Source organism: Kribbella steppae (assembly GCF_004342025.1).
GTDB lineage: Bacteria > Actinomycetota > Actinomycetes > Propionibacteriales > Kribbellaceae > Kribbella > Kribbella steppae.
Genome location: NZ_SLWN01000007.1, coordinates 178,872 through 191,829 on the forward strand (window position 1 = coordinate 178,872; position 12,958 = coordinate 191,829).

The window sequence follows — 12,958 nt, forward strand, 5'->3', positions numbered from 1 at the left end:
CCACCTCCAGGTTCGTCGTTCGCTGTCAACACGCACTCCTAGAAATAGCATGTCATCGGTCCGTTGACAAGAGGTACGTCATCACCTCGTTGACAGGGCATCGCGCCTGGGTACTGGCAGGACATGGCGGAAAACGAGTGGTTGATCCGGGCCCCGGTGGCCGACGTCTTCGCGATCCTGACGGATGGCTGGACCTACGGCGCCTGGGTGGCCGGGGCATCCCGGGTGCGCGATGTCGAGGAGGGGTTCCCGCAGCCGGGGCACAGCCTGCACCACTCGGTCGGAATCTGGCCCCTGGTCATCGACGACAGCACGACGGTCCTGCAGTACGAACCGTTGCGTTTCCTGCAACTCCGCGTCCGCGCCTGGCCGACCGGCGAGGGTCAGGTCGAGTTCGTCGCTACCGACCGCGACGGCGACTGCCACCTGGTGATGCGGGAGGAGGCCGTCAAGGGACCCGCGGCCGCCATCCCGCACAGCCTGATCGACCCGATCCTGCGGGTCCGCAACCACGAGACCCTCCGGCGCCTGGCTCTGCTGGCCGAACGGCATCACTGAGACTGGAACGGCACCACTGAGATCGGGCTGCGCGGGTACCGGATTCGCATGACGACGCAAGGTTCCGTGTGGCTGGCGACCGCGACGATCCCGGAGTACGACGGGATCCGCGCTGACAAGCACGCCGACGTGGTAGTGGTCGGCGGTGGCGTGATCGGACTGACCACCGCGCTGTACCTCCAGCAGGAGGGGGCGAGCGTCGTACTGCTGGAAGCCGGTCGCGTCGGTCGTCGGACGAGCGGCAACACCACCGGCAAGGTCACCTCGCAGCACAGCGCGATCTACGCGAACCTGCTCGATCGGCACGGTCCCGGCAAGGCCGGCCAGTACGCGACCGCGAACCAGGCCGCTGTCGAGGAGGTCGCCGACCTGGTGAACCGCCTCGGCATCGACTGCGAACTCGCCCGTACGCCGGCTTTCCTCTACTCGGCCGTACCCGACTCACCGCTGCGTCGCGAAGCCGATGTCGCGGCCGCCTTCGGACTCCCGGCCCACTTCGTGGACCCGGAAGAACTCGGCCTGCCGGTGAAGGTCGCCGAGGCCGTTCGCTTCGACGATCAGCTCCAACTGCATCCGGCCCGCTACCTCGCCGGCCTCGCGACCGCGTTCGCCCAGGCCGGCGGCCGGATCTTCGAGAACAGCCGGGTGGACGAGCTCAACACCGACCACGACATCCAGGCAGTCACCACCCAAGGCCCACTGGTCCGCGCCAACCACGCCGTCATCGCCACCCTGCTACCGATCGGACTCACCGGCGGGTACTTCGCCCGGACCCGGCCGAGCCGATCTTCCGGGATCGCCGTCCGGCTGCCGGTCGAAGCACCGCCCGGTATGGCGATCTCCGTCGACTCACCGGTGCGGTCCACCCGTCCGTGGCCCGGCGGCGGCCCGAACGGGCTGATCGTTGTCGGCAGCAACGATGAGAGCGACGCCGAGTCGACGTACCAGGGTCTGGTCGACTGGGTCGGATCCGCGTGGGGCTTCGACGCCGTACCGGAGTACCGCTGGTCTGCCCACGACTACGGCACGCCCGACCTGCTCCCCTTCGTCGGCAAGGCGCCGGGGACGCCGATGCTGGTCGCCACCGGAATGCACAAGTGGGGACTGACCAACGGAACGGTCGCCGCCGGCATCCTCCGGGACCTGATCCTCGACCGCGGCAACCCCTCGACCGGCCTGTACGACGCCGGCCGCATCGGCGACGTCCACGCCGTGGCGAAACTGGTGAAGGACAACCTCCACGTCGGCAAGGAGTTCGCGACCGGTCATCTGGACCGGCTGAAGGGCGGACTCGACCACCTCGAGATCGGGCAAGGCGGCCTGCTCACCCTCGACGACGGCAGGACCGTCGGCGGCTACCGCGACCACGACGGCGAACTCCACACCGTCCGCCCGGTCTGCACCCATCTCGGCTGTCCGCTGCAGTGGAACCAGGCCGACACCACCTGGGACTGCAACTGCCACGGCTCCCGCTTCACCTCCACCGGCGCGGTCCTCGACGGCCCGACCACGAAACCACTCGACACCCCGCGCTGACATGCGAAAGGCGCGCGCCCCGGAGTGGGACGCGCGCCTTCGAGATCGCGGTCAGACCTTCTTGGCGAGACCCGCCATCAGGATCCGCTGGTACGGCTGCAGGTCCTCGACCGCCGGGATGTCGGCGTCGGGGTCCTCCGGGAACCAGCGGGCCAGGAAGTCCAGGCCGGGCGGGACGAGCGGCATGCCGAGGAAGTGCTGCTCGATCCGCTCCGGGGTCCGGATCCACCCGTTGCCGAGGCTCTCCAGACCGGCCCGCTCCATCCCCTTCTGCAGCGGCTCACCGGTGTCGACGAAGTCGGTGATGAACAGGTAGCTGCCGGGGACGAGCGCGTCCATCAGCGTCCGGACCCACTCGTCCGGCTTCTCGTCGTCGTGGAAGTGCATGTGGATCCCGACGATCATCAACGCGATCGGACGGCTGAAGTCCAGGTGGTTCTTGATCTCCTCGTTGTCGAGGATCTCCTGCGGCCGGCGCAGGTCCGACGTCACCACGATGGTGCTGTTGTTGGTCGCCAGCAGCGCCCGGCCGTGCGCCAGCACGATCGGGTCGTTGTCGACGTACGCGACCTTGGCGTTCGGGTTGATCTCCTGCGCCGCCTCGTGGGTGTTCTTCTGCGTCGGCAGACCGCTGCCGATGTCGAGGAACTGGTCGATCCCGGCCCTGCGGGCCAGGTAGTGCACACCCTTGACCAGGGCCTCCCGGTTCTCGATCGCGCAGCGACCGGCATCCGGGACGTACTTCAGGTAGAGCGCCGCGCCTTCCCGATCGGCGGCGAAGTTGTCCTTGCCACCAAGCAGGGCGTCGTAGACGCGAGCGATGGTCGGTTGGGAAGTGTCGAACTCCGGATTGGGATCCGGAGCGTCGGAAGTCGCCATCGGCGCAGCCTTCGTGTCGGGGAATCTTGGAAGTAAGACTAGGGCAGTTGTGGACCTGTTGGAGCACTGGTTCGCACCGGCGCGTGTGTTGGTCCCAAACTCGGCCGGATTGCCTGATTCGTCAAGCAGAGAAGCCTTTTCGGATCACCCGAAGGTTCTGACAAATCAGTCGCTTGCAGGAACTCCACCGACACCCTTCCCTAGCGGCCGGCCGCCCAATCACCACCAGTCCTGCCGGCGCCCTAGTAGTACAGCCTCGGCGCTGCCTCTCCCTTGCCTCTCTACCGCCTCACCCTGCCTCTCTACTACCTGGCCGCCGCCTCCCTCCTGCCACCGCGTGCTGCCTCCCGACGGCCGATCGGCGGCTTTGGCCGCCGTACCGGCCGAAAACGGTCACGAGCGGCGACCACGGAGGGGCCTACACGGCGTGTTCGGCCACGCGGCGTAACGGGGCGGACACATCGGCGCCAACCGTGTACGATGCAAATGCAAGGCCAAATGCACGTGCATATGCCAAAGACGTACGGAAGGTGCAGCTGATGACTGCTGTCTACAACGGCATGCCCGGCGACGCGATGAGCGGGCTGATCTGGCGGAAGAGTCAGCGGAGTGGGCCGAACGGCAACTGCGTAGAGGTAGCGAAGCTTCCGGGCGGCGGCGTGGCGATGCGGAACTCGCGTCACACCGACGGCCCAGCCCTGGTGTTCACCAAGGCCGAGATCGAGGCGTTCCTCGGCGGCGTTCACGACGGGGAGTTCGAGTACCTCGTCTGACCAAAACCGGAAAGCAAGAGGCCCCTTCGCCAGGCGAGTGACGAAGGGGCCTCTTCCTGTCTGCGGCGCTTCGGTACGGCGCTACGCCGCTTTGTACTGCGATACGCCGCGGGCTCAGCCGCGGTCGCCGACGCGACCGATCGAGCGCCGTACCGGGTGCACGAGAACGACGAAGGCCGACCCTCCGGCGAGGGTCGGCCTTGGTGTTACTCGGGGCGGGCGCGGACTACTGGACGGTGAGCGGCCAGAGCTGTTCACTCGGCAGCTCCGACGCCGTGCCGCCGGCCGAATTGTCAACGGTGATTCGCAATCCGGTGAACTTCGGGGTCATCACCCGCTGGTACCGCGAGGCACGGTCGGGCTCGGCAACATACTCGGCGATCAGGTGGTCTCCCAGCCAGATCCGCACCATTTTTCGGCCTCCTGCTGCTCTGTCGGTGGTCATGGGGCCAAGCTCACGATCGGGTCGCCGTCGAGGTGACGGACGCCACGCAACCAGCCCTCGAAGGCCCAGCGCTGTTGCTCAGGGCAACGCGCAACCAGTTCCTGGATCTCCCGCTCGGTCAGCTCGTCGGGCGCGCGTCCGCTCACGTAGGCGGGGTGCTCGGCTGCCTCACTGTCGTGGTCTTTCATCGACTCGGGTTCCCCAACCAGTCATGCCGGCGGTTGCGCCACCAGCGGTCTGTAGGACCGGCCTGCCGGATCACGCGATGTCACGATTCGCGAGATTCAGCTCACCTTCTGTGCATGAATCAATCATGGCGTCGGCACGCTGCGAATGCAAGCGCCCGATGCACGTGCATCCGCACGTTTTTCAGTTCGTGACCCGAAAACCTCGTTTTCCGCCTGCGGACGGCCTCCTCGCGGCCTGTCGAACGGTGTTCGGCGGCGATCTTGGCGGCAACTTTGTCTTGACAAAACCACTGTCCGTGACGCGTTCGGCACTACACTCCGTCACCGGCGATCTGGCTGTGCGCGCCTAATGTAAGAACTTCGGCAGATTGCCGCTCGTTCATGCGATGATGTCTCCCTGCGGGCGATGTCTCCGCTGATCTGAGCTGCTGGGGGCCGTGGGAGGTGGGTGTGACTGAGTCGGGCGCGCAGAGCGGGCCGACTGCGCTTCGGATCATCCTCGGAGCGCACCTGCGGAGGATGCGGGACGCGGCGGGGATCAGCCGCTCCGACGCAGGCTGGGAGATCCGTTCGTCGGAGTCCAAGGTCAGCCGGATGGAACTCGGCCGTGTCGGCTTCAAGGAGCGCGACGTCAGCGACCTCCTCACTCTCTACGGTCTCGACGACGGCGAGGAGCGCGACCGGCTGCTGGCGCTGGCCCGCGACGCGAACAACCCCGGCTGGTGGCACCGCTTCGGCGACGTACTGCCCAGCTGGTTCCACTCTTATCTGGACCTCGAGTCCGCCGCCCAGCTGATCCGTACCTATGAGCTGCAGTTCGTCCCGGGTCTGCTGCAGACGCCGGAGTACGTGCGCGCCGTCGTACAGCTTGGTCGTGGCCTGATCCCGGCCGAAGAGGTCGAGCGTCGCGTCGCGCTGCGGGTGAACCGGCAGGAGATCCTCCGCCGACCCGACCCGGTGCGGCTGTGGGCCGTCGTCGACGAGTCGGTGCTGCGCCGGCCTATTGGCGGGGTGAAGGCGATGCGCCTCCAGTTGGAGCACCTGCTCGAGGCCACCCACCTGCCGAACCTGACGCTTCAGGTGATGGAGTTCGACGGCGGCGGTCACGCCGCGACCGGCGGTGCGTACAGCATTCTGCGTTTCCCGGAGCAGGACCTGCCGGACATCGTCTACATCGAGCACCTGACCAGTGCGCTGTACCTGGACAAGCTCGAGGACCTCGACCGGTACACGGCCACCATGGAAGCCCTGTGCGTCGCGGCCCCGCCGCCGAACAAGACGCGCGACATCCTCTCCCGGATCCTGCGCGACTACGACGACTGACGTCAACTGTTGTCGGTGAGCCAGATGATTAGGGGCTTGGTCGCCTGCCAGTCGGCGCGGACCAGGTTGGCGAGCTCCGGGGTGTGGATCACGGGCTCGAAGCCGTAGGACTTGGCGACTGTCAGGGACTTGTGCCGGAGCAGCTCGATTCGCGGATGGTCAGGGTCGTAGCCGCGCGGGCTCGTCTTCAGCCGGTCGCCGCCGACTTCCCAGCCGGCCGCGGTGAGGTCGGCCAGCAGTCGCTCGAGCTGTTTGCCGCGACGGTCGTCGTCGATCGCCGTCCGCACCCGGCCGAGCCGCTCCGAGCTCGCCTCGTAGAAGCCGGCCGCGACCCGGACGCCCGGCGCGGAGACCTGGACGTACCACCCGGTCGACGGCGCGACGTCGATGAACGCACCCTGGTGCGTCTTGTACGGCGTCTTGTCCCGGGCGAACCGGACATCGCGGTACGGCCGGAACAGCTTCGCCGTACCGAACTCCTGCTCGAGCTCCGCCAGCAACGCGGCCATCGGGGTGCGGACCGACTCCTCGTAGATGTGCTTGTTGGCCGTCCAGAACGACTTGGTGTTGTCCATCTCGAGGTCGTCGTAGAAATCCAGCGCCGCGGCCGGAAAGCCGGTGAAGCTCATCCACGTCCTCGCTCTGCTCCGGGCGCGGATGAGGCACGAATCACGCTGTGCTTGATGGTGAACTCGCTTCGCTCCTTCACGCCACCCACGATAGTTCGGCCTGATTGCGTCACGGCTCGTTGGGGTACCGGTTGAGGTCTGCCGACAGAGCAGGTGCGCCGGCAACAACCTGGCGCATGCCGGCGCACCGCCCTACTGCAAGCTGCGGAAGAACGCTTGGACGTCCTCGATCAGGAGCTGAGGTTGTTCGAGGGCGGCGAAGTGGCCGCCGTGCGGGTGGCTGGTCCAGCGGACGATGTTGTCGGTTTCGGCGACGCGGTGGCGCAGTGGGATGAAGTTGTCGTGAGCCAGATCCAGGAGCGCGGTCGGGGTGCTCGACGGCTCGGGCGGTTGGCCCCAGTACGGCGCGTGCGCTCGTTCGTAGTAGATGCGTCCCGCGGATCCCGCCGTTCGGGTCAGCCAGTAGAGCATCACGTTGGTGAGCAGCAGGTCGCGGTCGACGGTGCTCGCGGGATCCGTCCATTCCTTGAACTTCTCGGCGATCCACGCCAACTGGCCGACCGGTGAATCGGTGAGTGCGTAGGCCACGGTCTGCGGTCGCGTCGACTGCAGGTCGGCGTACCCCTGCCGCTCCTTCAACCACTCCGACTGCCGCCGCCACGACGCCCAGGTGCGTTCCCGCTCGGCCGGGTCGAGGGGCTCCAACTCTTCCGGCGTCGGCTCGGAGGTTGCACCACCACCGGGGAAGAGATTGAGGTGTGCGCCGATCACCCGCGTGGGGTCGATCCGCCCGACTTCCCGAGAGATCCCGGCACCCCAGTCGCCACCCTGTACGCCGTACCGGTCGTAGCCCAAGCGGGTCATCAGCTCAGACCAGGCCCGGGCGACGCGCATGAACTCCCAGCCGGTCTCGCGGGTCGGCCCGGACAGGGCGAAACCCGGGATGCTCGGGATCACCAGGTGGAAGGCGTCTGACGGGTCGCCGCCGTACGCGCGCGGGTCGGACAGCGGTCCGGCGACGTCGGTGAACTCGACGATCGACCCCGGCCAGCCGTGGGTGAGGATCAGCGGTGTCGCGTCCGGCTCGGGCGAACGGACGTGGGCGAAGTGCACGTTCGCGCCGTCGATGGTGGTCGTGTACTGCGGCCACTCGTTCAACCGCTGTTCGGCCTTGCGCCAGTCGTAGTCGTGACGCCAGTACGCGACGAGTTCCTGGAGATGGTCCTTCGGTACGCCGTACGCCCAGCCGACGCCGGGCAACTCGTCCGGCCATCGGGTGAGGTCCAGTCGTGCATGCAGGTCCGCCAGGTCGCTCTCCGGCACGTCCAGCCGGAACGGTTCGATACTCACTTCAGCAGCGTGACGTGGCAGCCGGCGTACCGCACCCGAATTCAGGCGCTGACCTTGTCGCGGACCACCTTCACGGCCGCCGCGGCGATCAGGCAGAGCACGCCCGCACTGATCACGATGGTCACCAGCGTGACGGCCCCGTTCAGCGCGCTGTCGCACGCCATCGGTGTGATGCCCGCGGCCGGCCGGAAAGCGGAACCGCAGACAGTGCCGCCGGCCGTGACCGACCGGAAGCCGAGCAGCACCCCGCCGAGCAGCAGAACCACTCCGGCGATGGCGAGAATCTTGTTCAGCGTCGTCACGGCGATCCCGGTGCCGCTGATCGTGGGCATGCCGACGGCACGCCCCGTGAGCCCCGTTGCACTTCGTTCACTCCTGACCTCGACTGAGCACCCTGATCGAACTTACGTTCCGGCGCCGAGTCCTCCACACCCGAGCGGGTCGTCAGCACTGATTCTTCACAGAGTCCTTACTCAGGACATGACCGATCGTGACGATCGTCTCAAAGCGCGATGTGGCCCCGATCACGCACCCCCTGCGCAGCCCCGGTGCCCGGCGCCGACCCGTACCTGCGGGCCAGGCTTGATTTCAGCTGAGGCGCTCCTGCAGGTGGACGGTGATCTCCTCACCCGGTTCCTTGCCGATCCGGGTGCGGAGGTCGCCCTTCACCGGCAGCTTGTGGGTGCCGTCGCCGAGGGCCATGAACGAGCTCTCGAACGGGTGGCCGTCCATGGTGCCGCGGACCTTGACCAGGCCGCGGGTGCCGAAGTACTCGGCCGAGCCCGGCATCTGCAGGTAGGTCCAGCCGCCCTTCGCGTCGCTCTTGAGCAGCGGTGCGGTGAACGTCTTGTCCAGCTTTCCGGTCTTCTTGGTCATGGTGAGCTCCTCTCGGATGGTGCCTTCACCAACTAGGTAGAGACCGATCACCGGTTTTCGACATCTATTGTTGACCGGTGATCACGATCCGCCAGGCAGGCCACTCCGCCGTACCCGACGTCCTGGCTCTGCTGGACGGGGCGACCGAGTGGCTGGTGGCTCAGGGGCGGACCGATCAGTGGGGTACCGAGCCGCATTCGACGAATCCGCGGCGGATCGCACAGATCACCGGCTTCGCCGACGACGGCGGGTTGTGGCTGGCCGAGGCCGACGGGCGAGTGGTGGGTGCCCTCGCCGTGGGTACGGCGTTGCCGTACGTGCCGGCCGCGGACGAGCCGGAGTTGTACGTGCGTCTGCTGGTGACGGATCGGGCGTCGGCCGGTCAGGGCATCGGCGGGCTGTTGCTGGATCATGCCCGGGAGCTGGCACGCGCCGGCGGTGTCGGGCTGCTGCGAGTGGACTGCTTCGCGGGTGGTGACGGTGCGCTGGTCCGGTACTACGAGAAGCAGGGCTTCACCCGGGAGGCGGAGTTCGCCGTACCGGTCAATGATTCGGAATGGCCGGGTCAGATTCTCGTCCAGCGGCTGTGACGGAACGGTGCACGGTGCCGTGGGCATCGCTGCAGTGGGCGTCGACCTCGTCACCGGTGGCGTGATCGACCTGCAGGGTCGAGTGGGTCAGCTGGTGCCGGTCGGCCAGTAGCGCCTCGATCTCGATCCGGATCTGGTGGCAGTCGAGTCCTTCCGCGACCAGGATGTGGGCGGAGGCGGCCGGCTCGCCGGAGGTGATCTCCCAGACGTGCAGGTCGTGGACCTCGACCACACCTTCGACAGCGCACAGCTCGGCACCGAGGGCCTGCGGGTCGAGGTTGACCGGTGCGGCCTCGAGGAAGATCCGGCCGGAGTCGCGGACCAGGGAGACGCCGGCCTTGAGCATCAGCGCGGCGACGATGAGCGCGGCGATCGCGTCGGCGCGGGCGAAGCCGGTGACCAGGACGACGAGACCCGCGATCGCGGTGGCGATGAACGCGAACAGGTCGTTCAGGATGTGCTGGTACGCGCCCTCGACGTTCAGGCTGCTGCGGTTCGCCTTGCTGATCATCCAGGTGGCGAGCAGGTTCACCACAATGCCGACCACACCGGTGATCAGCACCAGCGCGCCCTTCACCTCGGGCGGGTCGATCATCCGGGCGATCGCCTCGTAGACGAAGTACACCGCGAGCAGCAGCAACGTGATGCCGTTGGCCTGCGCGGAGAGGATCTCGACCCGCTTGAGGCCGTAGGTGAACCCGCCGGCCGGCGGACGGGCCGCCAGCCGGATCGCGATCAGGGCGAGCACGATCGCGATCGCGTCGGTGAGCATGTGCGCCGCATCGGTGATCAACGCCAGCGAGCCGGCCGCGATACCGACGACAACCTCGGCCGCCATGAAGCCGACGATCAGCGCGAGCGCTCCGCTCAGCAGCTTGCGGTCCGCCTCGGCGCTGACCCCGTGCCCATGGCCATGTCCGTGGCCCGCTTCGGCTGTCACGCGTCCGCCCGCTCGGGGTGAATGGCGTCGGTGTGCTCCGTGTGTGCCACGGCGAGGTCGACGAGCATCCGGACGTGCGCGTCGTCCAGACGGTAGTACGCCATCCGGCCATCACGCCGTACGGCGACCACCCGGTGCGCGCGCAGCAGCCGCAGTGCATGTGACGTCGCCGACTCGCTCATCCCGGTGACGGCCGCGAGATCGCAGACGCAGAGCTCCCCGTCGAGCAGCGCGACCAGCAGCTTCAGCCGGCGCGGATCGCCGAGCAGGCTGAACACGTCAGCGGTGTCGACGATGTCGTCCTCGACGGGCATCCTGGCGTTGACGCTCGCCACGCGCTCCGGATCCACCAGGCGCACGTTGCAAGCGTCGACCGCCGCCGCACTCTGCACATCTGCAGAACTGTTCATACGTCCACGGTAGGCCATCGCCTCACCGACTGGCAACGACGGGTCGCAGCCGGGCGTGTCTAGAGGATCGTGGCGAGCCAGCGGAGCCGGTTCATCCGCTGGACCTGACCACCAGGGTCATAGCCGTTGTACTTCCACACGTCGATCTCGGCAGGGTCTACGGCAGACTGTGCGAGTGGACGGCTATCCCGAAGTCGCGGTCGATGAGCGACAGATGCTCGAGCAGTTCCTGGACTTCCACCGTGCCGGTGTGGTGCGCACACTCGACGGACTCACGGACACCGAGGCGGCTGAGCGTGTGCTCCCGGCAACGGACCTGACGATCGGCGGCATCGTGAAACACCTGGCGGCGATGGAGGACTTGTGGTTCAGCCACAAGTTGCTCGACGCGCCGAGTGCGGAGCCGTGGCGGTCGGCGCCGTTCGCCGAGGATCCGGACTGGGAGTTCCACTCGGCGGCGAAGAACTCGGTGGACGAACTGCGGGAGCTCTATCTCAGCTCGTGCGCGGCCAGCCGAGCAATCGTGGCGCGGCTCGAGTCGCTCGACGTACTAGCTGCTCGGGCTTCGTTCGGAGCGAAGCTGGTGAGTCTGCGGTGGATCTACCTGCACATGATCGAGGAGACCGCGCAGCATCGCGGGCACCTGGATCTGTTGCTGGACGGGATTCGTCAGGCCAGGCCGAGGCGGTAGGCGTAGGCGACGGCCTGGGCCCGGTCGCGCAGGTCGGCCTTGGCGAAGAGGTGGTTGATGTGGGTCTTGACCGTCGCTTCACTGACCACCAGGCGGCGGGCGATCTCGGTGTTGGAGAGGCCGTCGGCGATCAGGCGGAGGACCTCGATCTCGCGCGGCGTCAGACCGGCCGGGGCGGCGTCGACAGGTTTGGCGGAGGCTTCGACGAGCCGGCGTTGGACCTCGGCGTCCATGATCGACTGCCCGGCGGCGGCCGCCTGCAGAGCCCGCCCGATCGACTCCGCGTCGGCATCCTTCGTGAGATAACCGCGTGCACCGGCGCGCAGGGCGGACAAGACAGAGTCGTCATCGCTGTACGTCGTGAGTACGACGACCTCGGTGTCAGGGTGATCCGCGCGGACCCGGCGAGTCGCCTCCACCCCATCGCAGTGCGGCATCCGAAGATCCACCAGCAGGACATCCGGGTTGTGCTCGGCAACCAATCGGACGGCTTCCTCGCCGTCGGAGGCCGCCGCGACCACGTCGATCCCGGGCAGCAACCGCAGCAGCGTCACCAGCCCGTCGCGCACGACCGTCTGATCGTCCGCGACGACCACGCGTACGTCGTTCATGCGACCACCAACCGCACCTTCCAGCCCTCAGCCGTCGGCCCGGCCTCCACCACACCACCGACGAGATCCGCCCGTTCGCGCATCCCGAGAAGACCATAACCACCCGCCGCGGCCCGAGCCGGCGGCCTCCCCGGCCGGTCCTCGACCGTCAGCGTGACGTCGTCCGTCCGATAGGCGAGGGACACCGAGACAGGTGCGCCCGGCGCGTGCTTCCGGGTGTTCGCCAACGCCTCCTGCACGGTGCGATACAGCGTGTTCATCACCTCCGACGGCAACTCCCGTGCCGTCCCTGTCACCTCGAAGTCCGCCAGCGCACCACTCTCCAGCCGGTACGCCGTGACCAGATCACCCAGCGCCCGTACGTCGGGCACCGCGTCATCGCGCAACGCGGCCACCGCCCGCCGGGCCTCGGCCAACCCCTCCGCCGCCAACCCTCGCGCCCGGTTCACCTGCTCGATCGCCTCCGGCGACGCGCCGTCCCGCACCAGCATCAGCCGCGCACCCTGCAGACTCAACGACAGTCCGGCCAGGGAATGCGCGAGTACGTCGTGAACGTCACGAGCGATCCGGGCGCGTTCGGCCAGGGCGGCGGCGCGACTGTGTTCCTCGATCGCGGCCTGCTTGCGGGCCAGCGAGACCTCCAACTCCTCGAGCTGTTCTTCGCGGTTGCGGCGGTTGATCGAGGCCAGGACGAGCGCTGTCACGCCGAACGCCGTACCGATCGCCGCCGTGATCGAGTCGGTGTTGAGGTAGATCGGCACACTCGCCCCGACGATCCCCATGACTACAACGGCCAACTCGGCCCGTCCGGGCAAGTTGTACCGGACCGCGACCCGCGCGGCCCAGAACGGGAGCACGATCAGCGCGCTGCCCGGCAACCCGAACCACGCCAGCCCGCCGGCCACCACGAAGACCAGCAGCGCGATGGTGGCGGCCCGGCGCATCGACTCCGCCGGCCGCCGGCGCAACAGGAACAGGTTGCTCAGGACAACGAGTGCGACGAGGGCCGCGAGGACGGGGAACGGGAAGCGCCGCTGCTCCGGCATCCGGCCGGCCGTCAGCAAGACGATGACCGCGATGAGGCCGGGGACCAGCCGGAGGGCCATACCTGGGACCGGCGATCGCATCACCGGTTCCCAGGGCGCACGCGTCATACCGT

Annotated in this window: 17 protein-coding genes; 6 read left to right on the forward strand and 11 right to left on the reverse strand. The window is 67.7% G+C overall.

The genetic code is table 11. From position 1 onward, the window contains the following. The first annotated feature begins 123 nt into the window (after positions 1 to 123). Together EV652_RS21310 and EV652_RS21315 are read left to right on the forward strand one after the other, a co-directional pair. Positions 124 to 558 (forward strand): SRPBCC family protein, encoded by a 435-nt coding sequence (locus EV652_RS21310; protein ID WP_132210942.1) that lies wholly within the window; start codon positions 124 to 126, stop codon positions 556 to 558. Positions 559 to 606: 48 nt separating this feature from the next. After that, the gene (locus tag EV652_RS21315; protein ID WP_132210943.1) at positions 607 to 2,094 is read left to right on the forward strand and encodes an FAD-dependent oxidoreductase; all 1,488 of its coding nucleotides are present in this window, start codon (positions 607 to 609) and stop codon (positions 2,092 to 2,094) included. Between the two features lie 51 nt (positions 2,095 to 2,145). Here EV652_RS21315 and EV652_RS21320 read toward each other — a convergent pair whose 3' ends face one another. Further along, positions 2,146 to 2,973 carry an SAM-dependent methyltransferase gene (locus EV652_RS21320; protein WP_132210944.1) on the reverse strand — a complete coding sequence of 276 codons (828 nt, stop codon included), beginning with the start codon at positions 2,971 to 2,973 and terminating at the stop codon, positions 2,146 to 2,148. 539 nt (positions 2,974 to 3,512) lie between these two features. Between EV652_RS21320 and EV652_RS21325 the strand changes: the two genes are divergently transcribed. Beyond that, the gene (locus tag EV652_RS21325) at positions 3,513 to 3,746 is read left to right on the forward strand and encodes a DUF397 domain-containing protein (protein WP_132210945.1); all 234 of its coding nucleotides are present in this window, start codon (positions 3,513 to 3,515) and stop codon (positions 3,744 to 3,746) included. A gap of 226 nt (positions 3,747 to 3,972) precedes the next feature. Here the strand turns inward: EV652_RS21325 and EV652_RS21330 are convergent, their stop codons facing one another. Both EV652_RS21330 and EV652_RS21335 read right to left on the reverse strand, forming a co-directional pair. Continuing rightward, positions 3,973 to 4,158 (reverse strand): hypothetical protein, encoded by a 186-nt coding sequence (locus EV652_RS21330; protein WP_132210946.1) that lies wholly within the window; start codon positions 4,156 to 4,158, stop codon positions 3,973 to 3,975. A 29-nt stretch (positions 4,159 to 4,187) separates the two neighbouring features. Then, a complete protein-coding gene (locus tag EV652_RS21335) occupies positions 4,188 to 4,379 on the reverse strand; it encodes a hypothetical protein (RefSeq protein ID WP_132210947.1) in 192 nt (63 codons plus the stop codon). Between the two features lie 450 nt (positions 4,380 to 4,829). On the opposite strand from EV652_RS21335, the gene EV652_RS21340 reads away from it, so the two are divergent. Further along, positions 4,830 to 5,702 carry a Sco1979 family transcriptional regulator gene (locus EV652_RS21340; RefSeq protein WP_132210948.1) on the forward strand — a complete coding sequence of 291 codons (873 nt, stop codon included), beginning with the start codon at positions 4,830 to 4,832 and terminating at the stop codon, positions 5,700 to 5,702. 2 nt (positions 5,703 to 5,704) lie between these two features. Here EV652_RS21340 and EV652_RS21345 read toward each other — a convergent pair whose 3' ends face one another. The 4 genes from EV652_RS21345 to EV652_RS21360 form a co-directional block, all read right to left on the reverse strand. Then, a complete protein-coding gene (locus tag EV652_RS21345) occupies positions 5,705 to 6,331 on the reverse strand; it encodes a DUF2461 domain-containing protein (RefSeq protein ID WP_132210949.1) in 627 nt (208 codons plus the stop codon). Positions 6,332 to 6,523: 192 nt separating this feature from the next. After that, a complete protein-coding gene (locus EV652_RS21350; protein ID WP_132210950.1) occupies positions 6,524 to 7,681 on the reverse strand; it encodes an epoxide hydrolase family protein in 1,158 nt (385 codons plus the stop codon). Positions 7,682 to 7,722: 41 nt separating this feature from the next. Continuing rightward, on the reverse strand, positions 7,723 to 8,013 hold the full coding sequence (locus EV652_RS21355) for a hypothetical protein (RefSeq protein ID WP_132210951.1): 291 nt from the start codon (positions 8,011 to 8,013) through the stop codon (positions 7,723 to 7,725). A 256-nt stretch (positions 8,014 to 8,269) separates the two neighbouring features. Then, positions 8,270 to 8,557 (reverse strand): DUF1905 domain-containing protein, encoded by a 288-nt coding sequence (locus tag EV652_RS21360; RefSeq protein WP_132210952.1) that lies wholly within the window; start codon positions 8,555 to 8,557, stop codon positions 8,270 to 8,272. A gap of 77 nt (positions 8,558 to 8,634) precedes the next feature. Between EV652_RS21360 and EV652_RS21365 the strand changes: the two genes are divergently transcribed. Continuing rightward, a complete protein-coding gene (locus tag EV652_RS21365; RefSeq protein ID WP_242001899.1) occupies positions 8,635 to 9,147 on the forward strand; it encodes a GNAT family N-acetyltransferase in 513 nt (170 codons plus the stop codon). On the opposite strand, the gene EV652_RS21370 is transcribed toward EV652_RS21365, so the two are convergent. Further along, positions 9,101 to 10,087, reverse strand: a complete 987-nt coding sequence (locus tag EV652_RS21370; protein ID WP_132210953.1) for a cation diffusion facilitator family transporter — start codon at positions 10,085 to 10,087, stop codon at positions 9,101 to 9,103. The two genes, EV652_RS21365 and EV652_RS21370, sit on opposite strands and share 47 nt — an antisense overlap. After that, complete coding sequence (locus EV652_RS21375; protein WP_132210954.1) at positions 10,084 to 10,497, reverse strand: ArsR/SmtB family transcription factor; 414 nt, start codon at positions 10,495 to 10,497, stop codon at positions 10,084 to 10,086. Before EV652_RS21375 ends, EV652_RS21370 begins: the two co-directional genes overlap by 4 nt. Positions 10,498 to 10,672: 175 nt before the next feature. Here EV652_RS21375 and EV652_RS21380 point away from each other — a divergent pair, with 175 nt between their 5' ends. Further along, on the forward strand, positions 10,673 to 11,188 hold the full coding sequence (locus EV652_RS21380; RefSeq protein WP_132210955.1) for a DinB family protein: 516 nt from the start codon (positions 10,673 to 10,675) through the stop codon (positions 11,186 to 11,188). Here the strand turns inward: EV652_RS21380 and EV652_RS21385 are convergent. Both EV652_RS21385 and EV652_RS21390 read right to left on the reverse strand, forming a co-directional pair. Further along, a complete protein-coding gene (locus tag EV652_RS21385; RefSeq protein ID WP_132210956.1) occupies positions 11,167 to 11,799 on the reverse strand; it encodes a response regulator in 633 nt (210 codons plus the stop codon). The genes EV652_RS21380 and EV652_RS21385 overlap by 22 nt on opposite strands. Beyond that, entirely contained in the window at positions 11,796 to 12,953 is a 1,158-nt protein-coding gene (locus tag EV652_RS21390) for a sensor histidine kinase (RefSeq protein ID WP_199238322.1), read from the reverse strand. The genes EV652_RS21385 and EV652_RS21390 overlap by 4 nt, the downstream gene beginning before the upstream one ends. Positions 12,954 to 12,958: the final 5 nt, after the last annotated feature.